Annotated in this window: 21 protein-coding genes; 6 read left to right on the top strand and 15 right to left on the bottom strand. The window is 59.7% G+C overall.

Annotated features, from left to right (window positions below; all coding sequences use genetic code 11):
- Positions 1-39: 39 nt before the first annotated feature.
- From nth to ACWUI2_RS21255, 3 genes are all read right to left on the bottom strand, one after another.
- Positions 40-651 (bottom strand): endonuclease III, encoded by a 612-nt coding sequence (gene nth, locus ACWUI2_RS21265; protein ID WP_486984857.1) that lies wholly within the window; start codon positions 649-651, stop codon positions 40-42.
- A 6-nt stretch (positions 652-657) separates the two neighbouring features.
- Entirely contained in the window at positions 658-1,032 is a 375-nt protein-coding gene (locus ACWUI2_RS21260) for a hypothetical protein (protein WP_486984856.1), read from the bottom strand.
- Positions 1,033-1,140: 108 nt separating this feature from the next.
- Positions 1,141-2,097, bottom strand: a complete 957-nt coding sequence (locus ACWUI2_RS21255) for an EamA family transporter (protein WP_486984855.1) — start codon at positions 2,095-2,097, stop codon at positions 1,141-1,143.
- A gap of 218 nt (positions 2,098-2,315) precedes the next feature.
- On the opposite strand from ACWUI2_RS21255, the gene hrpB reads away from it, so the two are divergent.
- A complete protein-coding gene (gene hrpB, locus ACWUI2_RS21250) occupies positions 2,316-4,856 on the top strand; it encodes an ATP-dependent helicase HrpB (RefSeq protein ID WP_486984854.1) in 2,541 nt (846 codons plus the stop codon).
- Positions 4,857-6,214: 1,358 nt separating this feature from the next.
- On the opposite strand, the gene ACWUI2_RS21245 is transcribed toward hrpB, so the two are convergent.
- Both ACWUI2_RS21245 and ACWUI2_RS21240 read right to left on the bottom strand, forming a co-directional pair.
- On the bottom strand, positions 6,215-6,823 hold the full coding sequence (locus tag ACWUI2_RS21245) for a hypothetical protein (protein WP_486984853.1): 609 nt from the start codon (positions 6,821-6,823) through the stop codon (positions 6,215-6,217).
- Between the two features lie 113 nt (positions 6,824-6,936).
- Positions 6,937-8,400 (bottom strand): UDP-N-acetylmuramate--L-alanine ligase, encoded by a 1,464-nt coding sequence (locus ACWUI2_RS21240; protein ID WP_486984852.1) that lies wholly within the window; start codon positions 8,398-8,400, stop codon positions 6,937-6,939.
- Between the two features lie 132 nt (positions 8,401-8,532).
- Between ACWUI2_RS21240 and ACWUI2_RS21235 the strand changes: the two genes are divergently transcribed.
- Genes ACWUI2_RS21235 through ACWUI2_RS21220 form a run of 4 tightly spaced genes read left to right on the top strand, consistent with a single transcriptional unit; the run spans position 8,533 to position 14,580 of the window.
- A complete protein-coding gene (locus tag ACWUI2_RS21235; protein ID WP_486984851.1) occupies positions 8,533-8,928 on the top strand; it encodes a response regulator in 396 nt (131 codons plus the stop codon).
- Positions 8,909-10,648, top strand: a complete 1,740-nt coding sequence (locus tag ACWUI2_RS21230) for an ATP-binding protein (protein ID WP_486984850.1) — start codon at positions 8,909-8,911, stop codon at positions 10,646-10,648. Before ACWUI2_RS21235 ends, ACWUI2_RS21230 begins: the two co-directional genes overlap by 20 nt.
- Before the next feature lie 12 nt (positions 10,649-10,660).
- Positions 10,661-12,649 (top strand): response regulator, encoded by a 1,989-nt coding sequence (locus ACWUI2_RS21225; RefSeq protein WP_486984849.1) that lies wholly within the window; start codon positions 10,661-10,663, stop codon positions 12,647-12,649.
- Positions 12,650-12,669: 20 nt separating this feature from the next.
- On the top strand, positions 12,670-14,580 hold the full coding sequence (locus ACWUI2_RS21220) for an LOG family protein (protein ID WP_486984848.1): 1,911 nt from the start codon (positions 12,670-12,672) through the stop codon (positions 14,578-14,580).
- A gap of 185 nt (positions 14,581-14,765) precedes the next feature.
- Here the strand turns inward: ACWUI2_RS21220 and ACWUI2_RS21215 are convergent, their stop codons facing one another.
- The 7 genes from ACWUI2_RS21215 to ACWUI2_RS21185 form a co-directional block, all read right to left on the bottom strand.
- On the bottom strand, positions 14,766-15,617 hold the full coding sequence (locus tag ACWUI2_RS21215) for an alpha/beta hydrolase (protein ID WP_486984847.1): 852 nt from the start codon (positions 15,615-15,617) through the stop codon (positions 14,766-14,768).
- Positions 15,618-15,639: 22 nt separating this feature from the next.
- Complete coding sequence (locus tag ACWUI2_RS21210; RefSeq protein WP_486984846.1) at positions 15,640-16,680, bottom strand: glycoside hydrolase family 3 protein; 1,041 nt, start codon at positions 16,678-16,680, stop codon at positions 15,640-15,642.
- On the bottom strand, positions 16,677-17,018 hold the full coding sequence (locus ACWUI2_RS21205; protein ID WP_486984845.1) for a hypothetical protein: 342 nt from the start codon (positions 17,016-17,018) through the stop codon (positions 16,677-16,679). Before ACWUI2_RS21205 ends, ACWUI2_RS21210 begins: the two co-directional genes overlap by 4 nt.
- Positions 17,019-17,124: 106 nt before the next feature.
- Positions 17,125-17,922: a hypothetical protein gene (locus tag ACWUI2_RS21200; RefSeq protein ID WP_486984844.1), complete on the bottom strand. Its 798-nt coding sequence runs from the start codon at positions 17,920-17,922 to the stop codon at positions 17,125-17,127.
- Positions 17,919-18,554 carry a LutC/YkgG family protein gene (locus ACWUI2_RS21195; RefSeq protein ID WP_486984843.1) on the bottom strand — a complete coding sequence of 212 codons (636 nt, stop codon included), beginning with the start codon at positions 18,552-18,554 and terminating at the stop codon, positions 17,919-17,921. Before ACWUI2_RS21195 ends, ACWUI2_RS21200 begins: the two co-directional genes overlap by 4 nt.
- Positions 18,551-19,951: a lactate utilization protein B gene (locus ACWUI2_RS21190; protein WP_486984842.1), complete on the bottom strand. Its 1,401-nt coding sequence runs from the start codon at positions 19,949-19,951 to the stop codon at positions 18,551-18,553. The genes ACWUI2_RS21195 and ACWUI2_RS21190 overlap by 4 nt, the downstream gene beginning before the upstream one ends.
- Positions 19,948-20,718, bottom strand: coding sequence for a (Fe-S)-binding protein (locus tag ACWUI2_RS21185; protein WP_486984841.1), 771 nt, complete (start codon positions 20,716-20,718; stop codon positions 19,948-19,950). Before ACWUI2_RS21185 ends, ACWUI2_RS21190 begins: the two co-directional genes overlap by 4 nt.
- A gap of 121 nt (positions 20,719-20,839) precedes the next feature.
- Between ACWUI2_RS21185 and ACWUI2_RS21180 the strand changes: the two genes are divergently transcribed.
- Positions 20,840-22,264: a rhamnulokinase gene (locus ACWUI2_RS21180; RefSeq protein WP_486984840.1), complete on the top strand. Its 1,425-nt coding sequence runs from the start codon at positions 20,840-20,842 to the stop codon at positions 22,262-22,264.
- Positions 22,265-22,477: 213 nt separating this feature from the next.
- Here ACWUI2_RS21180 and ACWUI2_RS21175 read toward each other — a convergent pair whose 3' ends face one another.
- From ACWUI2_RS21175 to ACWUI2_RS21165, 3 genes are all read right to left on the bottom strand, one after another.
- Positions 22,478-22,777 carry a hypothetical protein gene (locus ACWUI2_RS21175; RefSeq protein WP_486984839.1) on the bottom strand — a complete coding sequence of 100 codons (300 nt, stop codon included), beginning with the start codon at positions 22,775-22,777 and terminating at the stop codon, positions 22,478-22,480.
- Between the two features lie 69 nt (positions 22,778-22,846).
- Positions 22,847-23,560: an SDR family oxidoreductase gene (locus ACWUI2_RS21170; protein ID WP_486984838.1), complete on the bottom strand. Its 714-nt coding sequence runs from the start codon at positions 23,558-23,560 to the stop codon at positions 22,847-22,849.
- Positions 23,561-23,752: 192 nt separating this feature from the next.
- Positions 23,753-24,853 (bottom strand): AI-2E family transporter, encoded by a 1,101-nt coding sequence (locus ACWUI2_RS21165; RefSeq protein ID WP_486984837.1) that lies wholly within the window; start codon positions 24,851-24,853, stop codon positions 23,753-23,755.
- Between the last annotated feature and the right edge of the window lie 30 nt (positions 24,854-24,883).

The raw sequence follows: 24,883 nt of genomic DNA, 5'->3' as shown, positions 1-24,883 counted from the left end.
TCCTTTCTGTGCCCAGTCCCCTCTGCGCACCCGCAAGAGTCAGATCCGGCACAATTCGCAAACCGTCCCATCGCACCCGCGCGCCGTGCAATGCTCGCGTCCGTAGAAAATGATCTGCAAATGGAGCTGGTTCCACCGATCGCGGGGGAAAATCCGTTTCAGGTCCTTCTCGGTTTGCACCACGTTCTTCCCGCTGCTCAACCGCCACCGTCGCGCCAGGCGATGGATGTGGGTGTCGACCGGAAATGCCGGCACTCCGAACGCCTGGGCCATCACCACCGAAGCGGTTTTGTGCCCGACGCCCGGCAGCGCCTCCAAGTCCTCGAAGTTCCGCGGAACTTCCCCGCCATGTTTTTCGACCAGAATCCGCGACAATCCGGAAATCGCCTTCGCCTTCGCCGGAGACAATCCGCAAGGACGAATGATCGCCCGGATCTCTTCCTCGGAAACCTCCATCATCGCTTCCGGAGTATCGGCCCGCGCGAACAACGCCGGCGTCGTCAAATTGACCCGCTTGTCGGTGCATTGGGCCGACAACAAAACCGCGATCAAAAGGGTAAACGGATCCTTGTGGTCCAAGGGGACCTCGGGCTCCGGATAAAGTTCGCCGAGCCGTCGCATAATGACCGCGGCCCGCTCCTGCTTGGTCATGGCGGATTATTCGACCGGTTTCGGCGCGGTCGCGCCGTTCGCCCCGAACTCTCCGAGTTCGACTCGGCCCGCTTCCGGGTCGTAAAGGAAGTAGTAACCGGAGGGTAATTCCGGCAAACTGTTGATCATCCCTTGTTCGACCACTTCGTCGAGGCTCTTGGGGAACCGCCGTTCCGCGTGCAACAGCTTGAAGCCATGGACCGCCTCCTCGACAATTAAGAGTGCCACCCGCTTTTTTGCCTCCAATTCCGCCTCCAGAACCGCCTGCGAAAACCGGACCTCCACCGCGTCATCATTCGAGACGGTCGGAGCATCCTCCTTCAAACATCCGCCGCCGAGCAGCGCGGCAACGGTCGGAATCAGAATCAGGGTTTTCCTCATGAGCCGTTAAGGTAGCACCACTTCTCGAACTTTCGAGTAAAAATGCATTTCCCGCCGGACATTCAGACGAAGAGCTTTGACATTTTCCATGAACGCGATGGCCGAAGTTCACCCCGGAAGTTTTCCCGGTTTCCAATTCGCCACCACGATCGCCCCCGTAATCAAACCGACCCCAAGCCATTGGAGCCCGGCCATCGCTTCGCCCAACACTAGAAACGCGACCACCGACACCACCGGCAACTCCACCGAGGCGAGGATCGCGGTCAAGGATCCGCCGATCACCGGAATCGCCCGCGAATAGGCCAGCAATGGAATCACCTGCCCCAACAAGGCCACCACCACGATCCATCCGCCGAATCGCACCCACGACTCCGGCAACGCGAAAAAGGTCTCCCGCCAAAACATTCCCGCGACGAGAAACAACAGGCAAGAGAGCCCGAAAATCAGAAAACTCCGCTCGACCGGCGTCCCGACTTCCCCGACGCCCCGGATTCCGAAAATGAAACTTCCGTAACAGACCCCGCTCGCCAAGCCCAACGCCACTCCCCATGGATCGAGACGGACGCCGGTCACTCCGAACACATCGGTCGCCAACATCGTCCCGACGCCGATCATCGCCAACGCCGCCCACCGTTTCCGCGACGGCCGATTTCCGTGAAACAGATATTCCAACAAAAACACCCACGGGACGTAGCCGAAGAGCAGAACGATCGCCAAGGCCACCGGAATCCGATCCAACGCCGCGTACAACACCAGCGCCGTTCCCGCCATCCCGATCGCCCCCCAGAAGAAAACCCGCCCCCCTTCCCGCCATCCGAATCCGACCCACTTCCGCCGCCGCACCACGAGCAACCCACCGAGGATCAACGTGGCCGCGACCAACTCGAACAACAGGATCTGAAACGGGTTCGATCCAAGATTCAGGATCGTCTTCACCAAACTCGAATGAATCCCGAAACAAACCGCCGCCACCAACACCAACGCCACCGACCCCCAAATCCCCGTCCGCTCCGTCATTTGAACGTTTCCGATTCGCGTCCATTCGCGGATGTTGGAGTCCCGCATTCATGCGGTCTTCGCGGTCGATCAGACCGTCTGAAGCCGGAACCCCAACAAGGCAACTCCCCTTCCCCCGCCTTTGACATCCGCCACCACATCCGCCAAATCTTATCGTTTGTCGCCATCACATTCGCCCGATCCGTCATTTATCAGCCTTCATCCGTGATTCATAACGGTTAAACCGACCACCGGGCAAGATTCGGTTTTCCACTCCTTTCGTTTCCATGCCTGCCAACGACCTACCGATCCACGAACTGGAAAACAACATCGTCGACGCCTTCCTTAAGGCCGGACGGGTCGTGCTTGAAGCCCCGACCGGTTCCGGCAAATCGACCCAGGTCCCCCAGATGTTAGTCGACCGAGGAGTCGCCGGCGACGGCCAAGTCATCGTCCTCCAACCGCGCCGCCTCCCGACCCGTCTCCTCGCCGCCCGGGTGGCCGCCGAACGGGGCGTCCAACTCGGTCGCGAGGTCGGCTACCAGATCCGGTTCGACAACGTTTCCTCCCGCGACACCCGGATCAAATTCGTCACCGAAGGGATTCTCCTCCGCATGATGCTGGAGGATCCGTCGCTCCCCGGGGTCTCGGTCATTCTGTTCGACGAATTCCACGAACGGCACCTCTTCGGCGACATCAGCCTCGCTCGCTCCCTCCAAATCATCGGGAAAGACCGACCCGACCTCAAGATCGGGGTCATGTCCGCCACCCTCGAATCGGCTCCGCTGGAAAACTACCTCGCCCCTTGCCGCCTCCTGTCCTCCCGCGGACGCACTTTCCCGGTGGAAACCTCCTACCTTTCCCGAGCCACCGACGCCGACACCATCCCCCCATGGGATCTCGCCGCCCGGGAGGTCGACCGCCTGCTCGCGGGCGGAGCCGAGGGGGACGTGTTGGTCTTCATGCCCGGCGCCTACGAGATCCACCGCACCATCGGGGCGATCCAGGCCACCCGCCACGGGAAACAATGCGCCGTCCTTCCGCTCCACGGCGAACTTCGCCCCGCCGATCAGGACGCCGCCGTGGCCCGCCGCGACCAGCGCAAAATCATCGTCTCCACCAATGTCGCCGAAACCTCCCTCACCATCGATGGAGTACGGATCGTGGTCGACTCCGGCCTGGCCCGCATCAACCGTTTCGATCCCTACCGGGGCATCAACACCTTGCTGGTTGAGAAAATCAGCCAAGCCTCCGCCGACCAACGGGCGGGCCGCGCCGGGCGGACCGCCCCGGGGATTTGCCTCCGGCTCTGGACCGAAAAACAGCATGTCCAACGCCGCCGCCAGGAATTGCCGGAGGTCCGCCGTCTCGACATTTCGGAAGTCCTCCTGACCTTGAAAGCGAGCGGGGTGACCGACGCCCGCTCCTTCCCTTGGCTCGACGCCCCGGAGCCGCGTTCGCTCGAAACCGCCGAGAATCTTCTGCGGGAACTCGGCGCGACCGATGCCCGGGGGGCGATCACCGGTCTCGGACGCCGGATGTTGTCGTTTCCGACGCACCCCCGCTTCAGTCGGATGTTGCTCGCCGCCGAAGCCCACCGGTGCGTGCCGGCCATCGCCCTCGCCGCCGCCCTCACGCAGGCCCGCAACATCCTGGTCCGCCGGGCCGGAAACCGCGCCGAAGAGAAACGCGACGACCTGCTCGGAGAGGAAAACGAATCCGACTTTTTCCTCCTGATGCGGGCCTGGCGCTTCGCTGCCGCCAACCGGTTTTCCGTCGCCGCCTGCCAGGAGGTCGGCATCCACGCCCAAGCCGCCCGCCAAATCGGACAGATTTGGCAACAACTACTCGACGCCGCCTACCGGCAGGGATTGAACACCGAAGACCAGCCGTTTTCGAGCGAGGCGTTTCGCAAATGCCTTTTGGCCGGATTCTCCGACCACGTCGCCCTCCGGGTCGGGGCCGGAACCCTCCGCTGCCTTCTCACCCAGGGCCGCCGGGGGACGATCGCCCGCGAAAGCTCCGTCGACAACGCTCCGTTGGTGGTGGCGACCGAGGTCAAAGAAGTTTCCACCAAAGGAAACGAAGTCACCGTCCTGTTGAACAATCTCGCCGCCATCGAGGAGGATTGGCTGCGGGAGATGTTCCCCGACGATTATTCCACCCGGACCGAATGTCTCCTCGATCCCGACTTGAAACGGGTGGTGGTCCGGGAACAAACCGTATTCCGCGATCTTCCCCTCCGCTCCGTCGCGCGCGGCGACGCCTCTCCCGAGCAAGCCGCGCCGATCCTGGCGGAAGAGGTACTCAGCGGGCGTTGCACGTTGAAACACTGGACCAACGCCGTCGACCAATGGATCGCCCGGGTCAATTGCGTCGCCGCGTGGATGCCGGAGCTCGAACTCCCCAAACTCGACGACGTTGCCCGTCGCTATCTGCTGGAACAGATCTGCTACGGCGCCACCCGTTGCAAGGAAATCAAGGAACGCCCGGTTCTCCCGACCTTCCGCGACTGGTTGTCTCCGGACCAGCAAGAGCTGGTGGCGAAATTCGCCCCGGAGCAAATCGCCCTCCCCGGCGGTCGCCAACCAAAAATCGTGTATGCCGAAGGATCTCCCCCGACGATTTCCACCCGCCTCCAGGATTTGTATGGAGTCACCGAAAACCTGAAAGTCTGTGCCGGACGGATTGAAATCCTCGTCCAGATCCTCGCTCCGAACCAGCGCCCGGTGCAAGTCACTCAAAACATCGCCGGCTTCTGGCGCGACTCCTACCCGGCGATCAAGAAGCAACTCCAAGGCCGCTACCCCAAACACGAATGGAGGTAGCGAAGCTCACACAGGAGCGGCACGCTTCAGCCGCCGGAGCGAGCGCCGACGCGAGACGCCCGGATGTCGCCCGTCGTTTCGTCCCCGCGGATCGACACCGGGACCAACCCCCGCACCATGACCGCCCGGGTTGGTTCGCCGATTCCGGAGGCCCGAAAGGTCGGAATCCAACAGCCCAGCCTGCAGGGCTGGGTTTGGAAAGCCCGTTGACGGCGGCCTGAAAGGTTGCGATGGGCGAGGGGGCGCCGACCGAATGGTCGGCCGCGTTGGAATGGCGACCCTTCAGGCCGCGGAAACCAACACACACAAGACCCAGCCCTGCAGGCTGGGCTATAGGATGTCTGCCCTTCGGGCCTGGGTGACCCTGCGTTTGGTAAACGTATCGCGACAGCTTGGCATGGCCTCCTTGGGTGCTCGGTCGTTTCGTTTACGCGGGCCGACACCGGGACCAACCCCCAGAACCATGACCGCCCTGGTTGGTTCGCCGATTCCGGAGGCCCGAAGGGTCGGAATCCAACAGCCCAGCCTGCAGGGCTGGGTTTGGAAAGCCCGTTGGCGGCGGCCTGAAAGGTCGCGATGGGCGGGGGGGGCGACCGAATGGTCGGCCGCGTTGGAATGGCGACCCTTCAGGCCGCGGAAACCTACACACGCAAGACCCAGCCCTGCAGGCTGGGCTATAGGATGTCGGCCCTTCGGGCCTGGGTGACCCTGCGTTTGGTGAACGTATCGCGGCGGCTTGGCATGGCCTCCTTGGGTGGCCCGTCATTTCGTGCCCGCAGACCGAGAGTGGGACCAACCCCCGAACCATGACCGCCCGGGTTGGTTCGCCGATTCCGGAGGCCCGAAAGGTTGGAATCCAACAGCCCAGCCTGCAGGGCTGGGTTTGGAAAGCCCGTTGGCGGCGGCCTGAAAGGTCGCGATGGGCGGGGGGGGCCGACCGATTGGTCGGCCGCGTTGGAATGGCGACCCTTCAGGCCGCGGAAACCAACACACACAAGACCCAGCCCTGCAGGCTGGGCTATAGGATGTCGGCCCTTCGGGCCTGGGTGACCCTGCGTTTGGTAAACGTATCGCGACAGCTTGGCATGGATAACCCAGGAGCGGCGCGCTTCAGCCGCCGACGTGCGACGCCCGGTTCCCCGGACCGTCCCCCTCGCCCGACGCACTTCACCTCAAGGCCGGAGTTTCCAGCCCCGATGGTTGAACCGCCAAGTCCCTTGTTCATAGCCGAAGCTCTCAGCCCCGAAGGGGAGGTATCCAACAGCCCAGGGCAACGCCCTGGGACTGGAAATCATCAAGGGAAGAGCCCTGAAGGGGCGACATAATCACCGACCTACGCCGCCCCCGACCTCCAAACCTTACTTAATCACGCCGCAGGCCAGCATGGCGCTGCCGTGATAGGGATTCCGGATATTTTGGTCGGCCTGGAGCCATTCGGCGTTCCGTCCGGCCATCGGACAGGTCATCACATAAAAACCTTCTTCGTTGGCCGCCAGGGCGATCGCCTGGGCGCTGATTACCTTAAAAAGTTCGCGGGCCTGCTTCAGGTCCTCGGCATCGATGAAAGCCTGGACGCCTTTGGTGCACCCCTTGCGTTCGTCGCAGCCTTTTTTCTTTTCGTCGCACCCCTTCTTCTTTTCATCGTCGCACTCTTCCTTGGCGCAACAATCTTTCTTGTTTTCGTCGCACTTTCCAACCTTTTCCGGGCAAGCCAACGCGACACCGGTGATGTCGGAAACCGCCATCAAAGTCCGGGCGGCTCCCTTGGCCGAAGCCAAATCATCCGCCGCCAAGGCGTTGGAGATCTCCATGTAAGAGGCCAGGGTCATGCGCACCGGAGTGACCGCCTTCGCTGCTTCCGCGTTGCCGCGGGCGGGAGGCGCGCAACAGGCGGCGGCGGCGTTCGCCGAAACGGCGGCGCCCAAGGTCAAGAGAGATGCGAGAAGAGCGATCAGTGTTTTGTTCATAGCAGAAGTTTTTGTTTTCGCGGAAAAAATCCGATTGTCCGTCGGAAATAACACCATGAATCGGTGAATCCCTCAAGATTTTTGCAAACCCGGCCTATTCGTTTCGTTTTACGTCAATTTTTCCGGGAATCCGCCAAGGTCTCCACCGTCCCGACCGACTCCCCTACCCGGCTCACATACTCCCCGATGATGCCGTCAAAGGAACCGTTGGTGAAAAATACCACCACCCGGTCGGGTTGACCGGCGGCCAGCGTTTCCGCCGAAAGGACTTCGAGCAATCGGGTGTTGCTCGGAAAATGACGGGCGTCGACTCCGGCGGCCCGCAGTTCCGCGACAACGCCGGGCAAATCGAGCCGGTCGGCGTCTTTCACGTTTTCAGGACGGTTGATCGGTCCGAGATAAGCTTCGTCGGCTTCCCGAAGCGCCCGGACCAAATCCGCTTGGAGAACATTGCGCCGGGAGGTATTGCTGCGGGGTTCGAAAACGGCGGCGAGTTTCGCCCCGGGGAACCGTCGGCGAAACGAGACCAGAATGTTTTCCAAGGCGGTCGGGTGATGACCGAAATCTTCCATCACCACCAGGCCGGGACGGTTCACCAACTGCTCCTGTCTCCGTTTCACCCCCTGGTAGTCCGAAAGCGACGAGAGCTCGAACCGGGTCGGATCGTCCGGCGCCACCGTCAGCGCGGCGGCGAGCCCGGCCATCGCCGCATTCCGGGCGTTGTAAATCCCCCCTTGTTTCCACTCCACCCGCTGCCACAGCCGTCCTTTCCAGATCAGGTCGAAAGCCGATCCCTCCGGTCCTTCGTCGAACCCGTCGATCCTGAGATCGGCCTCCGGAGCCAAACCGACCCGCAGGGTGGTGCCCCAGGAAACGGGGTCGAGGGAAGCGACGTTGGGGTCGTCGGCGTTCAGGAGAATGTATCCATTTCCTGGAACAATTTTCAACAAGTGATTGAACGAACGGCGGATGTCGACCAGGTCGCGGAAAATGTCGGCATGATCGAATTCGATGTTGTTCACCACCGCCACGTGCGGAGCGTAATGGATGAATTTGCTCCGTTTATCGAAAAGAGCGCTGTCGTATTCGTCTCCCTCGATGACGAAAGGCGCTTCGGGGGATCCGTGGGCGGCCCCGGAAGGAAGGTCGCGCGGAACGCCGCCGATAAAATAACCCGCGTCCACCCCATTGGCCCGAAGCAGCAACGCGGCCAACGTCGAGGTGGTGGTTTTTCCGTGGGTGCCGGCCACCACGATGTTGCGGCGACGCGCGAGAATCCGATCGTGCAAAAGAGCGGGAAGCGAACAAAACGGAATCCGCTTTCCCGCGAGGATCTCCTCGAATTCGGGGTTCCCGCGGACCACGCTGTTTCCGACCACCACCAGATCGGGTGCCAGGGCCGTCAGGCGCGCGGCGTCGAAATCCTCCAGGATGTCGACCCCGTTTCGCCGAAGCAAATCGCTCATCGGCGGATAGACGGACCGGTCACTTCCGGTCACCCGGTGGCCCGCCGCCTTAAGCAGCAGAGCGGCGTTACCCATCGCGGTACCGCAGATTCCAATGAAATAAATGTGCATGAATGCCTCGGAGATTTGTTTGGAAATTGTAAAAGATTTTTTCGGGCTCGCCGGAAGGGCCGCAAGGGAGGAAAACGCGTTTTTTCTTTCCTTGCCCAGCCAATTCGATTCAGCTTATTTCCACGGTTCGAGATGAAATGCATCTTTTTAGTCGAAGACAATAAGGATAACGCCGATTTGATCCGCGACATCCTGTCTGACCGTTTTCACATCGTCCACTTCCTCTCCGCCGACGAAGTTCTGCGCGGGTTGCGCGACAAAACCACGTTTTGCCCCGAAATGTTCCTCCTCGATATTTCCCTGCCGGGGATGGATGGATGCGATCTCCTGAAAGTGATCCGCCGCGATGAAAGCCTCAGGCACGTGCCCGCCATCGCCCTTACCGCCCACGCCATGAGCACCGACCGCGAACGTTTCCTGCGGGACGGTTTCAACCATTACGTCAGCAAACCGATCCTCGACGAAGATGTCCTGATCGACGCCATTACCCATCTGCTTCCCGACTGCGATGCCCCAACGCGCGCCTAAAACCAAATTTCGCCTCCGGGCCATCACCATCCTTCTCTTGTTGACGATGGTCGGCGCGATCATCGTCATCGGCATGCCGGTCCTGGCGGAGGCGGACGAGTGGTTCGTGAATTTTTTCATCAGTCTGCTGCTGGTGGCCGCGCTCGTGTTGGGATTGGCCGAAATCCGCCGTTTGAACCACCGGTTGGTCAATCTCTCGCGCGTCGCCAACGAACTCGGCCAGGGGAACTACGACACCCGCGCCGAAGTCCGCGGCCACGACTCGGTCTCCCTCGTCGGCCAGGCGTTGAATACGATGGCCGAGCGGATCGCCTCCACCATCCGCGAATTGGAGGTTTCGCATCAGGAACTGGCGGCTTCCCAGGAAAAACTGGCGGCCCAAAACCAGGAACTGAGCGAAGCCTACGACCGCCAATCCCGGTTCGGCCGTTTTCTCTCGAAACTCAACAGCATCGATATCGACCATCTGGCCCGCGATTCGTTTCCCGACCTGGTCGGCGCCGCCCGAGCCCAGGTCGGAGTCCTTCTCCTTTTTGACGAGAAATCCCAGCAACTCCGCCGCGTCACCGAATACGGCATCGATCGGACCGCCCTCCAGAAATTGATTCCGGAGAACGGATTCGAAGGTTTGCCGGGCGAAGCCTTTTCCCGGCGCGAATGGGTATTGATCGACGAAATCGATCCCGGGGCCCTCCCCGAGTTCAACCTTGGTTTCACCACCGCCCGCATCCAAAGCGTCTACGCGATCCCGTTGATGTTCCACAACCGGATCCTCGGCGTTGTCGTCCTCGCCAGCATGTTCAAATCGACCGAGGCCACCGTCCAGGTGATCAAGAACTACATCCGCGGCCTCGCCCATGGGATCAACAACGCCCTGGCCCACCAGGCGGTCCAACAACAAACCGATCAGTTTGAAGCCGCCAACGCCAAGCTGGTCAACCTCGACCACCATCGCCGCCAGTTCGTCGCCAACATGAGCCACGAGCTCCGGACCCCTCTCAATTCGATCATCGGCTTTTCCAACATCCTCCTCAAGAACCGCAACGGCTCGATGACCCCGGACAATCTCGACCGGGTCGAAAAGATCAACCGAAACGGCAAACACCTGCTGCAATTGATCAACGATATCCTCGACCTCTCCAAGATCGAAGCGGGACGCATGGAAGCCGAACTCGCCCCGACCGAAATCGCGCCCCTCCTCCGCGAGGTCACCGACATGCTCCAACCCCAGGCATCCGCCAAAAACATCACCATGATCCTCGACGCCCCCGAAGAACCGATCATTGTCGACACCGACTCCCAAAAACTCCGCCAGATCCTGATCAATCTCGCCAACAACGCCGTCAAATTTACCCAGGAAGGCTCCGTTACTCTCCGCCTCCTCCCGCCGACCGCCACCCGCGGGGCAACGATCCTGGTCAAAGACACCGGCATCGGGATCAGCCACAGCAAACTGGAAACGGTCTTCGAAGCCTTTCGCCAGGCCGACAGCACCACCTCCCGCAAATACGGCGGCACCGGCCTCGGCCTCACCATCTCCCGCACCCTCCTCACCTTGCTCGGCGGAAAAATCCACGTCGAAAGCAAACTCGGGGAAGGCAGCACCTTCACCGTCGAATTACCCAAGGATCCGCGGGCCGCCCAACTCGCCGCCAGCGGAGCCGCCGCCGGGGATCCGGACGATCTTCTGTTTGACGCCCAACTGCTCGGCGAACATTAATCTCCCTCTGATATGGACGGCCTCTCCGAATCCAGGGAAATTCGCATCGATCGGCGCTTCCTGCAAACACCCATCCTGATCGTCGACGACTTGCAAGACAATATCGACCTGTTGGTGGACATCCTGCAGGACGCCGGCTACACCACCCTGCTCCAGGCCCGTTCCGGATTCGAGGCCTTGGAATTGCTGCAATCCCGCTCCGATTTCGGTTTGGTCCTGCTCGACCTGATGATGCCGGAAATGGACGGCTGCGAAACCTGCCAGCGCATCTCCTCCCGCTATGAAACCGGGCACATTCCGGTCATCATGGTCACCGGCGCGTCGATGGAGCGGGACGACGCCCTGCTCCGGAGTTTCGACGCCGGAGCCGTCGACTTCATCGGCAAACCGCTCCACGAAGTGGAACTTTTCGGTCGAGTGCGGGCCGCGCTCGCCCTTTACCACGAACGAATGAAGTCCGGGGCGAAAACCCGGGAACTCCAAGAGAGCGAGGAACGTTTCCAACTCGCCGTCGACGGCGTCAACGACGGGATTTGGGACCTCAATCTCCTCACCGGAGAAGCCTACCTTTCCCCCAAATGGAAGAGCATGCTCGGCTACGAGGACGAAGAACTTCCCGGTTCGATGGAGAACTGGGAGAAATTCATCCACCCCGACGACCGGGAACAGGTCACCGCCGCCCTCAACCGCCATTGGCGCGACAAATCGTCGATCTATGTGGTCGAACACCGGATGAAGACCAAGGCCGGCGAATACAAATGGTTTCTTTCCCGCGGCAAAACTATCTGGGACGATTCCGACCGCACCGTCCGGATGGCGGGATCGACCACCGACATCACCAACCAAAAGTCGTTGGAAACCCAATTGCGGCACGTGCAGAAGATGGAGAGCATCGGCCGTTTCGCCGGCGGGATCGCCCACGATTTCAACAACATCCTCGCCCTGATCAGCGCGTATTCCCAAGTCATTCTCGAACAACCTCGGCTCGCTCCGACCGTTGAAAAGTATTCCAAGGAAATCCTCAACGCCACCGAACACGCCTCGACTCTGACTCGCCAACTCCTCTCCCTCAGCCGCCGCTCCGCGATCGAACCCAAACCGACCGACCTCAACAAAGTGATCGCTCCCATGGGGGAAATGCTCCAACGCATCGTCGGCAAACGGATCCATTTCCACCAAAAACTCTCCCCCTCCCTCCGCCCGATTCTCGCCGATAAAAACATGGTGGAGCAGTTGATCCTCAATCTCGCCATCAACGCCCGCGACGCCATGGTTTCCGGCGACCTTCGGGTCGAGACCTCCGGTCGCCAAATCACGACCGAAGACTGCCTCGACAACAAGGAAGCCGTCGAAGGTCCCGCCGTTTGCCTCGAAATCAGCGACACCGGCACCGGAATGGACGAGGCGACCGTCGCCCAGATTTTCGAACCGTTTTTCACCACCAAATCCGACGGCAAAGGGACCGGCCTTGGGCTCTCCACCGTTTACTCGATCGTCAAACAACACAAAGGGTGGCTCACGGTCGATAGCGAGCTCGGCGTCGGGACAACCTTCCGGGTCTTTTTCCCGGCGCTGAAGGAATCCGACCCGGTTCTGACGGCCAAAACTCCGGAAAATCCAATGACCGGACGCGGGGAAACCATCCTTCTCGTCGAGGACGAAGCCGCCCTCCGCGAAATGGCCTCGACCATCCTCCAGGGCTACAATTACCGGATCCTGGCCGCCCCCGACGGGCCGGCGGCTCTGGAATTGTGGGCGCGCCACCAGGACGAGATTTCCATGCTTTTCACCGATATCGTGATGCCCAACGGCCTCTCCGGCATCGATCTCGGGGAACGTTTGATCCAGGACAAACCGGAGTTGAAGATTATTTACACCAGCGGATACCGCCTGGATGCGATTCCGAAGTCGATGAAAATGAAGGAAAGTGGTATGTTTGTCCCGAAACCATACATACCGTCCGCCCTCGCCCAAACCATTCGCCAGGCGTTGGACGGTTGATCAACCACTCTCCGACCAACATGCAGTCCGACCACTTCTGGATCAGTCAGGATGGCGTCGTCCTCGCCCAACGCGATCGCGACGCCTCGACCATCGAACTCACCATCGGCTTCAAAACCCGCGACAAAAAGGAACTCGATTTCCTCCGCGCCCACGCCGGCGATCTCCAGTTTTCGGAACGCAGCCGGCTCGCCCGCATCGGCATCGAACTGATCACGGTCGGAAAGATCCGTTTCAAGAACGGGATGTTGATCGCCACCGCCGAAGGTTTCGTCATCGACGAATCTTTTCCTACCGCCCAGTGCTTCCGCGACCTGCTCAAACCGGGCATCCCCGTCGGCCGCCTTTTCCATGCCCCTCCGGCCGCCAAACTCTCCTCCACCCAAATCTGGGAGGCCATCAACACCAACCGAATCAAACTCCCCAACACCATCTCGATCGACCGGTTCGGAGAGGTCTACTTCACCCCCCACCGCCGCGTCTACACTCTTCCCGAGAGCACCCCGCCGCTCGACCTCCTCTACGTCGTGACCGGCGAACGCCCGCGCTCCTACCTCGACAAACTCCAGCGGGCGAAGGCGGTCGAAAACCTTTCCCTGCCTCCCGGCTCCGGGCTTCTTACCAGCTGCTCGATGTATTTACCCAATCACTACGTCGTGCTGCGGCGAGGCAACGACCAGTTCGGCCTTCACACCAGCGCCGTCCTGCTTGACCCAGTCAAGACCTTCGGAAGCAACGTCATGCTGGAGATCTACAACTCCAGCGATCAAATGATCGTCAACCCGGTCGTCTCGATCGAGATCTATCAAGCACCTCCTTTCGACCAGGGCGAATTCGAGAGACGGCGCTCCAAGCGATTGCTCCTCCAAGCCGAAGCGGCCAAAATCTGCCAAAACTTCTCCGTCAATCCACCTCGCGGGAATAAACGGATCCGCCCCCGGGCCGACATCACTTTGCGCGGGGAAAGCCCCTTCGCCCGCAACGACAGTCTTCTCGTCAACCTCCCTTCCGCCCCGACGAAGGCCGATTCTCCGAAAAGCCCACCCGTCGACGGCCATCCGACCGTCGCCGAAGCTTTGCGCAACGGCCCGGCCGACGCCGACAGCCTGGTCATGACCTATTTCCCGAACCTCTCGGAACACATCGAGATTCTTTCCCGTCTCCGCCGACGCCCGCTGCAACGTCTCCTGTTCACCCGGGCTTCCCGAAAAAATCCGTTCTTTCTCCCCAACGCGGCCCACAGTCAACTCGACGCCTATCATGAACTCGGTCTCCAAGTCTATTGGCACAACGAGGACCTCGGCGACGTTTACCTCCACACCTACAAACGAAACCGCGGTTTCTTCATCCGAGAGGAGCTCGACCGCCAATTTCAAGCTTCGACGATCCTGGCCTTTTACGGGTCCGGGGTCGCCCTCAATCCCGACGACGAAGCCCGTATCGAATCATTGATCGAAAAAATGGTCGCCTTTTTCGGTTCCTCCATGGGCGTCTTGACCGGCGGAGGAGACGGAGCCATGGCGGTCGCCACCACCGCGGGCCGCCAGAAGAACAGCCTGACCGGCGCCTGCTTCCTGGAGCTCGAGGCGCAACTGCCGAACTTCAATGTCGATTTCTTCAATTCCTTCCAGGAAACGAGTCGGCACAATCGCCAAAAATGGTTCGAAGTCGCCGATTTTTGCGTCTTCAACGTCGGCGGCGTCGGCACCCTCGAAGAGGTCGGCATCGAACTCTGTAACCTCAAGCTCGGCATCCGTCCCCGCGTCCCCCTGGTTTTTTTCAGCAGCCGGTTTTGGCAAGATCTCCAAAAACAAGTCGACACGATGGTGAAAACCGGACGAGCCCCCGCATGGGTCGCCGATTACCTTCTTTTCACCGGCGACCCCGACGAAGTGATCGAATTTTACCGCACCAAACTCGAAATACTTTAGGCCCCGTCCGAAAAAGGTTGGCGTTCGCCGGATCGGTCCCCCCCTCTCAATAGGAGACCTGTTTGTGGCAATTCCCCTCTGGAGAGGGGGGGACCATGCGCGAGCATGGTGGGGTGTGTTGTCTTCCCCGCTGTTTCATCCAGGGAACGACTGACAACCTTTTCGGATACCCTCACTTTAACCGCTCACTGATCCGCTTCTTCCAGGAATCGGATCAGCTCGTCCCACCACGGATTCCCGGCGCTCAAATCCAACGTGTTGTGCGTCCGCCCTTCCTGTATCCATATTTTCTTCGGGCCATCATACGATTCATACAACTGTTGCCCCAAATCCGCCGGGACCACTTCGTCGTGCTCGGCCAAAAGCACCGCCACCGGCCCTCGGTAACGCGACAACGCCGCGACGTTGTCATACCGGTCCCGCAACAAAAGTCGCACCGGCAAAAACCGGAAATGCCGCGCCCCGACGTCCGCCAAACTTGTGAAGGGCGTTACCAGCAACACTCCTGAAATGATTTCGGGAAACTCCGCCGCCATCCGCGAGGCGACTCCGCTCCCGAGCGACTCCCCGACCAGGAAAACCGGTCCGTCCCCTTCAACCGCCAGTTGCCTCAACGCCGCCCGGGCTCCTTCGTAAAACACCTTTTCCGACGGACGCCCCTCCCGCGACCCATACCCGGGATATTCGAAAATGTAAATCGCCCAATCATCGCCTCCCGGCGTCGCCCGAATCCCCCGGGCATAATAATCGCGCCCAATCGCCATTCCTCCATTCCCATGAAACACCAGGGCCCGCTTGGGGGCTCCTTCCGGGGATCGGGCGGGAGCTCGCCAACCGATCAGCTCCCCTTGGTTGTCACGCCACGCATCCAGCCCGATCATTCGCGCCTCTTCGATCAGGTCGGCTTCCGCGCCGCGCGAGGGATAATAAATGAACTGCCGCTGACAACCGGTCATCAACAACAACAATCCCGCATAGGCCAAAACCGCAACGCGAAGAATAATGAAAATCGTGGAGGGTCTCTTCTTTGTATCCATATTACCTTGACGTTTTGTCCGGTCATCCCGGACGGCTAACCTTCATTTTCAATTCCTGAATTCGCCGATAGGATTGATCGATCCGGCTTTCCGCGATTTGGCCGTTCCGGACCAACCGACTGATCGTCTCGACGGCCCGTCGTCCGATCTCCGGTTGATAGTGGGTGTTGTTGGCAAAAACCAGGACATCGATTCCCGCCTGTATCGTCCGCAGCATGACAGTCTCGAACGGATAACGCGACCGGATCGCCTCCATTTCCAGATCGTCCGAAAAGACCACCCCGTCGAATCCGCAACGTTTTCTCAACATCCCTTCCACCACCTGGTCCGAAAGAGTCGCCGGCCATTTCGGATCGAGCCGGGCGTGGAACACATGCGCCGTCATCACTCCCCAACATTCTCCGCCACCGATCAACTCGGCAAACGGCTCCAATTCCTCTTCCTCCCAATCACCCGTCACATCCACGAATCCGTGGTGCGTATCCCCTCTCGAACTTCCGTGCCCCGGAAAGTGCTTGATCGCACACCCGATCCCTCGCTCCTGGTGGGCCCGGATCACTTCCCGGGCGTGGGCCACCACGGTTTTTCCTTCCCGACCGAAACTCCGGCGCTTTCCGGCGATGATTGGATTCGTGGGATTTCGATTGAGATCGACGCACGGAGCAAAGTTCAAATTGAAGCCGGCCTCCTCCAAAACCCGGGCCGTCCGCTCCCCCTCCTTCCGGGTTTCCTCGACCGCTCCCCGACCGAGCTCGTCGGCGGTTTTCGTCGCGGGAAATCCGCAGCTTGTTTTCAATCGCGCGACCTCTCCCCCTTCCTGGTCGACCGCGATCAAAAGCGGTCCCTTGCTCCTCCGGCGCAATTCCGCATTCAGTTCCCGGACCTGTTCGGGCGAAGCGATGTTTCGTTCCGCCCGACCGAGGGCCACGTCGTAATCGAACAGAATCACCCCGCCCAGATTCAATTCCCGGAGGTCGCGGACGATCGGGTCTTGCTCCCGGATCTCCAGCCCCCGAAAGCCGAGCAACAACATTTGCCCGATCTTTTCCTCCAATCCGGTCATTCGCTTTTCTCTTCCTCGACGATCCAACTCGGACGGGGAATGGGAAGGATCTGCGCCAATACCATCAAGAGTCCGAGTAAAATGAACAGGACCGGCAATTCAGTGTTCACCGTGATCTTTCCGGTTTGCCGGAAAACGGAAAAGATCGACCCGAGCAAGAGAAACGTTCCCATCACGAAGGTCACGGTGTTGAAACCAAGGTATACGAAAGTGAACAACCCGGCCAGCGCGAGCCCGAGCGTCCACGCCCAACTGACGGTCGGCAGCACTCCTTGGGCGGTCAACAGCCAGGCGACACCGACGACGATGATAGTGAGAGGGATGGCGTAAGGTTTCATGGAGAGTGTTTTCGAGAGTTGATCTCCAATAAACGCGAAAAATCCCCCGGGATTCAATCACTTAAGATAGGCGTCATCTCGGGGCAGGTGACACCGGCCGCGCCCTTTAATCCTTTCCGCCCGTGACGTGCTCATGGTCGCGGAGGTGGTCTTCACAGTAGGCGTAATTCCCTTCACACTTCGAACAGTAGCGGAATTCCATCTGGGGATGGGTTTTGTCCGTGATCCCGCATTTGTGGCACCGGTGAAACGGTTCGTTCGCGTCGGTTTCCCGCTCCGATTCAAACCGTCGCCGCCGTTGCCGGGCCTTCAGGTCCTGCAGGATGTCCCGCCCGAAAAACAGGAGAAAGTTCGTCACCGAAGCGAGAATCATCACCCGCGTCCCCCAACCGCCCCCGAGAAAATTCAGGGCGTAAATCACCCACATCACCAAGGCCAACCACTTGATTTTGACCGGGAGGATCAGCATCAGCATCAGCTCGAAATTCGGGTTTAAAAAGGCGAACGCCAAAAAGACCGAGCCGAGGATGAAGGCGTTGGTCGCGACGCCGCCAGGAACTACAAAAGCCGCCAGCATTGTCGCCAGGAACCCGACCCACAAGAACAGATTGTAGCGAAAGGTCCCCCAATGCTCCTCCAAGGCCGTCCCCATGATGTACAACAAATACCAGGCGAACGCCAGGAAGATCGGGTGAACCACGAAGGGCGGAGCGAAGATGAAAGTGACCAGGCGCCATATCTCCCCCTGCATCACCAATTGGGGCACCAACAATAGCGAACGGTGCTCCACGTAACCGATCGCGATCATACCAAAGGCCAAGATCTGACCGAGCATCAGGTAAAGGGTGATGTTCGGCAGCGCCATCCAACCGACACGCCGTTCGAGTGCGTGCAACAACCTCACTTCGAGTCCCCCTCCGGCAGCAACAGGCAAATCTGAATTCCGGGACCGTGAACCCCTTCGATCAAGATCCCTTCGACGTCCGCTGTCTTCGACGGCCCGGTCACCCAAACCACGTTCGGATCATCCCCGAGATCGGCCACCGCCGCCGGAGTGTCACGCAGTATCTCCTCCCGGCGGATACAGGCGATATGCACCCAGGGCGCCAGCGCCGCCAAACGGGTCGACGTCCCCCGGTCGGTCAATACGATCGACCCGGTCTCCGCCACCGCCGCCCGAGCCCGGGTGATGCCGAATTGATAACGGTCGAGCCGTCCCCGGTCGAAGATATCCTCCACGGTGAACTCCTCCCCGAAATAAGGCTGGAGCGTCGGCAACAACTCCGGATCGCAATACCCGGTGGTGTAGCCGAAACTTTTCAAATACGAGACCAACTCCTCCGGCTGTTCCAAGGGTAATCCGTGGGCGGCGACCAACCGTTCGGAAAAGGTCTCCCAACGATCGCCGTCAAGCGGACGACTGGTCGCCACCGCCAGATCGTCCTCGTAATGCGGATACATCGCTTTGTCGGCGATCAAGCCGACGGCTTCCCGGACCCGGTTCAAGATTTTTTCGCGGTCGCTTTCGCTGCTCATTCTTTTTTCCCGTCGGAGGAGTGTTTCTTCATCCATTTGCGGAATTCGCCGCCCCGCCACGCCGGCAGTTGACGCGACTTCTGCCACGCCTGCAACGCCGGCACCGGCACCAGGTTGGTCGGCAGGTAATTCATGATTTTTCCGGCCGACAGCGAGGCCCGCCAAAGGGTCGGTTGACTCGCCAGATACGACCACCCGCCCATCGGCGGAGTCCCGGGGGAACGGACTCCTTCCCGCTTCGCCCGGTCCCGCAGGCGAAGCAACAGGTCCGGGATCGGGATGTTGACCGGACAGACTTCATTGCAGGCCCCGCAGAGGCTGGAGGCTTTCGGCAGGTCGGCCAGACCGGGGAACTTGTCCCCCGCCAGGAGCGGCGAAAGCACCGCCCCAACCGGACCGGGATAGACACTCCGGTAGGCGTGACCGGAGGCTTGCCGGTAAATCGGACATACATTCAGGCAGGCCCCGCAACGGATGCAGCGCAAAATCTCCCGGCACTTGCTCGCCAGAACTTCCGTCCGGCGGTTGTCGAGAAAGATGACGTGCATCTTTTTCGGGCCGTCGGGTTGCTTCTCCACTTTCGGCCCGGTGATGAATTCAGTGTAAACGGTCAGTTGCTGCCCCGTCCCCGAGCGACCGAGCAACGCCAATAGCAGGGCGAGGTCGCGGTCGCGCGGAAGGATCTTCTCGATCCCGACCACCGCGATATGCACATCCGTCGCAGCCAGGCAAAACCGGGAATTCCCTTCGTTGGTGACCAGCACCAGCCGACCGCTTTCCGCCACGACGAAATTGGCGCCGGTCAGTCCGACGGTGGCTTCCAGATATTTGTGACGGAGAAATTTCCGAGCCCGGGCGGTGATCACTTCCGGTTTGTCGTCGTATTTTCCGAGCCCCTCCCGTTCGAAACTGCGGGCGATTCCCTGACGGTTCTTGTGGATGATCGGTTTGACGATGTGGCTCGGGTGGTCGTTGTCGATCTGAAGAATGAACTCCCCCAGGTCCGTCTCCAGACTTTCGATACCGTGCTTCTCCAAAAACGGGGTCAGATGGATTTCCTCGGTGGCCATGCTCTTCGACTTGACCAATTTGGTCGCGCCGTTCTCCCGCATGATTTCCAAAACCTTCCGGCAAGCGGCGTCGCCGTCGCCCGCCCAATGGACCGTGGCGCCGTTTTCCTGCAATTTCGCCTCGGCCTGCAGCAAATAGGTATCCAGGTTTTCGAGGGCGTGTTGCTTCACGTTCCCGGCGGTCCGGCGAAGTTCGTCCGGGTCTTCGTAGTCGGCCCAAAGCGACGCGGTCCGTTTCTCGTATCCGCTGACGGAACCATCGTAAACCGACCGCTGGACTTCCTCCTCCAGTTGCGCCGCGAAACTGTCGATGGGTTGCCGTCTCATTGGATCAATCCTCCGTTTCGCAGGGCGTCACGCAGGATTTGAATCACGTGGCGGGTTTCGACCGGTTTTCCTTCCTTGGCCGCGATTCCGCCAAGATGCAACATACAACCCATATCGCTCGAAACGAGATAGTCCGGTTTTTCTTTTAACGCATGGCTCAATTTCAATTGCCCCATGGCAGCCGATACATTGGGAAAAGTCACCGCGAAGGTGCCGCCGAATCCACAACATTGCTCGGCTTCCCCGAATGGCAACACCGTCAACCCTTCGATCGACTCCAATAGTTTGCGGGAGGCCTCCCCGCTGTTTGTTCCCCGGGTGTGGCACGATCGGTGGAAAGCGATCCGTCCCTGGAAGCGCCCCGGCCAGGAATCGATGCCCAGCCCGTTGACAATGAAGTCGGCCACCTCCCAGGTCCGTTTGGCCAACTGGGTGACCTCCGGCAGATCCTTCTCCTCCTCGAACTCCAGCAATGCGCCATGGAAAACCATCGCGGCGCAGGAACCGGAAGGCACCACCACTGGTCCGTCTCCGGCGAAGGTCTTGACGCAATGTCGGACCACTTTCCGCGACGAGGCCCAATCACCTCCGTTGAAGGCGGGTTGACCACAGCAGGTCTGACCCTCCGGATAACTGACCTCGCATTTCAAATACTCCAGAACCTGGACGGTGGCCACCGCCACGTCATCGAAAAATGCGTCACAGAGACATGTCCCCATGAGTTGGATTTTTTTGCCTGCCGGTTGGGCCCTTTCGACTCCGATCATCGCCGGACAAGCTAGGTTCCGGACAATTGCCTTGCAACTCCTTTTGCCCGCCCCTTCAATTTTAGGTTCCGGCGTTCCATCGCCGTTCGACCCATTCAACCGGAGGCTCAATTCCCTTCCTATGACCGATTCGAAGACCATCCAAGTCGCGGCGATAGACCTCGGCGCCACCAGCGGACGAGTGATCGTCGGCTCCTACACCAATGCCCGACTCACTCTGCAGGAAATCCACCGGTTTCCCAACTCCTTCCACTACCTCGGCGAACGAGCCTACTGGGACCTTCCCCTGCTGTTCGCGGAGGTGACTCATGGGCTGAAAAAGGCCAAAGACGCCGCTCCCGGATTGGCTTCCTGCGGCGTCGACACCTGGGGCGTTGACCATGTCCTTCTCGACAAAAACGGTCGCCTCGTCTTCCCCGCCCACGCCTACCGCGATTCCCGGACCGATCCGTTTTTTCAAAAATTAAACGAGAGTGGCATCGACCAGGTCTTCGCGTGGACCGGGCTCCAGAATCTTTCCTTTAACACCACCCTTCAATTGCAGGAAACCTTGGTCAATTGCCCCGGCATTCGCGGTTTGGCCGAACGCTGCCTTCTCCTTCCGGACTATTTCAATTTCCTCCTCTCGGGTCGGCAAGAAAACGAGATCTCAATTCTCAGCACCGGCCAATTGCTCGATGTCCGTTCCACCGGCCTTTCCCGGGAAACCCTCGATTATTTCGGGATCCCCGCTGGTTGGTTCAGCGAGCCCGCGCTCTCGCCCCGGCGACTCGGAAAAATCCAAGGCATCGACGGTCTGCAGGATGTCGAGGTGGTGATGGTTCCCGGCCACGATACTTCGTGCGCCTACGACGCCATGCCCAGCCCGAAGGGTTCCAACGACGTCTTCCTGAGCAGCGGCACTTGGTCGTTGATCGGGTTCGAGTCGGACACCCCGCTTCTCGGCACGGAGGCTCTCCGCAATCAGATCTCCAACGAGCGCCTCGGCAACGGACGGTTTCGCCCGATCAAAAACTGCCTCGGTCTTTGGCTCCTCGAACAAACGATGGAGGCATTCTCCGAGCGGCCGCGCGACTCGGCCGGTTGGCAGACACTGATCGCCGCCGCCGAGGCCAACCCCGGTTTCGGCTATCAAATCGACGTCACCGACCGTTCCTTGTTCAATCCAAAATCGATGAAGGAAGCCATCGACGCCCAAATCAAGGCCCAGGGCGAAACCGCTCCCGACGATCTCCCCGGTTATACCCGGTTGATTTGCGATTCATTGGGCCAAGGCCACGCGGATGCCATCCGCGCCATGGAGAAAATGACCGGCCGGGCCTTCGAACGAATCCTGATCGTCGGCGGAGGCTCCAAAAACCAACTCCTTTGCCAGGCGACCGCCGACCGTTCCAATCTCCCGGTCTATTCCTTCAACCTCGAAGGGAGCGCGGTCGGAAACATCGCCAACCAACTCGTCGCCCTCGGAGCCGTTCCCAACCTGGACACATTCCGCCAAAACCTCGCGATGGAACTCTCGCCGGTGATCTACCACCCCAAGGCGTAGCCTGGAAGCGGCTATACCTAAACGCGGCAGTTGGAATAGCCGCAAAATTCGCAAAGAGCATGGGGTAGCTCATGAGAGGCCGATGATTACCAGTCACCCGTTGAGTGAATCGGTCCTTCCGCTTAACCAATCTTTGCGCCTCTTGTGCCTTTTCGCGGCTAAATCCTGCGGTTTAAAGGTAAAGGTCGCGGTGCGGCGATTCGCGCCTTTCGATCACTGCCTTGTCGCGAATCCTTCGCCGTAAAGGCGGATCGTCCGGATCAAAAAGAAAAACACCATGACGCCGAGGTAGGTCAATTCGGCGGTCTTCTGCTTTTTTTCGACAAAGTTCCAGGCGATCAACGCTCCCACGTAAGAGGCCGCCAACATCACCAGTCCGAAAAGTGCGACCCCCAACATGTCCGCCATCCCGACGCCTTCCCGGATCAGAAATACTTTAGAGCCGATCACCACCACCAGGATGACCCACAGGACATAAAAATTAATCGACAACTTCACCGGCTCAAACTTCATCGAATCCATTCCTCCTCAACATCTTACCTGTTCTTAACCGCAAAACATCTTTCGCACTCCCCCGCTGGTTCACCAATTGTAAACCCCGCTCCGCCCGTGACGGTCCAGAAACAATCCGGTCTGCTTCAATGTCAGTTTGCTGATCGTCTTGACCAAACTCCCCGCCGATGCCTCCGGCGTCAATTCCGCCCGTTCGCCGCCCATGTCGGTCTTCACCCATCCCGGTGTGATCGGGACCACCACGATTGCTTCCGGCTTCAACTCCGCCGCCAACGCCCGGCTGAACTGATTCAGCGCCGCTTTCGACACGGAGTAACAATAATACCGCGAATCCGTCTTATCCGTGATCGATCCGGCCCCTGACGAGATATTCACGATCCGGCCCCGCTCGCTCTTTCGCAACAACGGCAGAAACACCTGGCTGACCCGGGCCGCACCGACCACATTGACCGCGAACGCGTTTTCCAACTGGTCCAGCCGAAGTTCCTCCAGCTTCTCATCCCCTTCCTCAGGGAAAACGCCGGCATTGTTGATCAACACGTCCACTTTCCCCACCTTCTCTCCGACTGTCGCGGCCACCCGCTCGACCGAGGCTTGATCGGAAACATCCATCTGCTCGATCAACAGCGACGATTCCGGAAACTCCCGGGCCAACTCCTTCAACTCCGCCGCGTGCCCCGGGTCGCGCGCAGTCGCGATGACCTGCTCACCCTGCTGCAGGAATTCGGCGGTCAGGGCCAGTCCGATTCCTCGATTGGATCCAGTGATTAAAATGGTCGCCATGGTTCAGTCGTCAAAAATGATAAGCTCGTTGTCCGCCCCGCCTCCGCTCGAACAAAGTCGGCGGAACTCCCCTCGACCCTTCGGCCGCATTGCCGGAAAAACCGGGGACTTCCAACAAGGTAAACTTCATTTCCGGGAAGAAGCAAGACCCGTCCACCCCCGATCACCCTCCGTTCTCTCCACGGAAAATTATCACGGGTCCGGAACCTTCACCGGATCCTCCATCGAATCCTCCAGCACATCTTCCACGTAGATCATTTTCACCAACGTTATTCCCGCCGCCATCAATGGGGTCGCCAGAACGATACCGACAAAACCGAAAATCGCTCCGAGTAAAATCTGCGCCACGATCGTCAGGACCGGCGGCAAGTGGACCGTCTGCTGGAAGATGATCGGCATCAGGACGTTCGATTCGATGTTTTGGATCACCAAATAAAGGGCCAGTACCGTCCACATCAGAGTCGGACTCTCCGCCAGCGCCACCAGCAGGATCGGAATCAACGCGATAAAAGGCCCCAGATACGGAATAAAGGTCAAGACCCCCGTGAGAAAGCCGAGAATAAACGCCAACGGCACCCCCAAAATCAGCAGCATCAACCAGGTCGTGACACCGAGTACGATCATCGAAATCAACTGCCCGACCATCCACCAGCGCAAGACATCGGCCAACTCGGTCATGATTTCCCTCGCCCGTCGCCGACGCCCGAGCGGAATCAACCGGAGAAAACCACGGACGTAGAGACCCGGATTATACGCGAGGAAAACTCCGACGACCAATGTCAGAAAAAAAGCCGCCGTTGCTCCGAATGTCGTCGTGAAAGCCCCCGCCACCGTCTCCCAGATCTCGGGACCGTCCTCTCCCCCGAAGCCGGATAACCATTCGACAGTCGCCGAAGCCGCCTTCGATTCCCGGATCTGCCCTTCCAAATCCGCCAATGATTCCTGCAGATTGGCTCCCAATTCCCGAAACTGCTCCGTGATTGTCGGAGCCGCCACAATCAAACCGCCCACACCTCCCCCGACGATCACCACCAACAGTATCGTCAACATCACCAAAGGTGGAATATGCGTCCATCGGCTCAACACATCGCTGATGAACCGCAAGGCCAACGCGATCAACGCTCCGGAAAAGAGCAGGAGCAAGACCGGGATCGCCTTCCACAACAGGAGGAGGAACAGAACGAAGAGAACGATCAGAAAAAAAAGGCTCCAAAGCCGCAGGACGTTCCTCTCCCGAAGATCGAACGTTTGCGCTCCAGCTTTATTCTCTCCTCCTTTCTTTGATTCGTCCATGACGCGTGTTCAAACATTAAGACGAAACCA

It is taken from the genome of Verruconatronum alginivorum (assembly GCF_056590205.1).
This window is presented reverse-complemented; position numbering and strand designations above follow the sequence as displayed.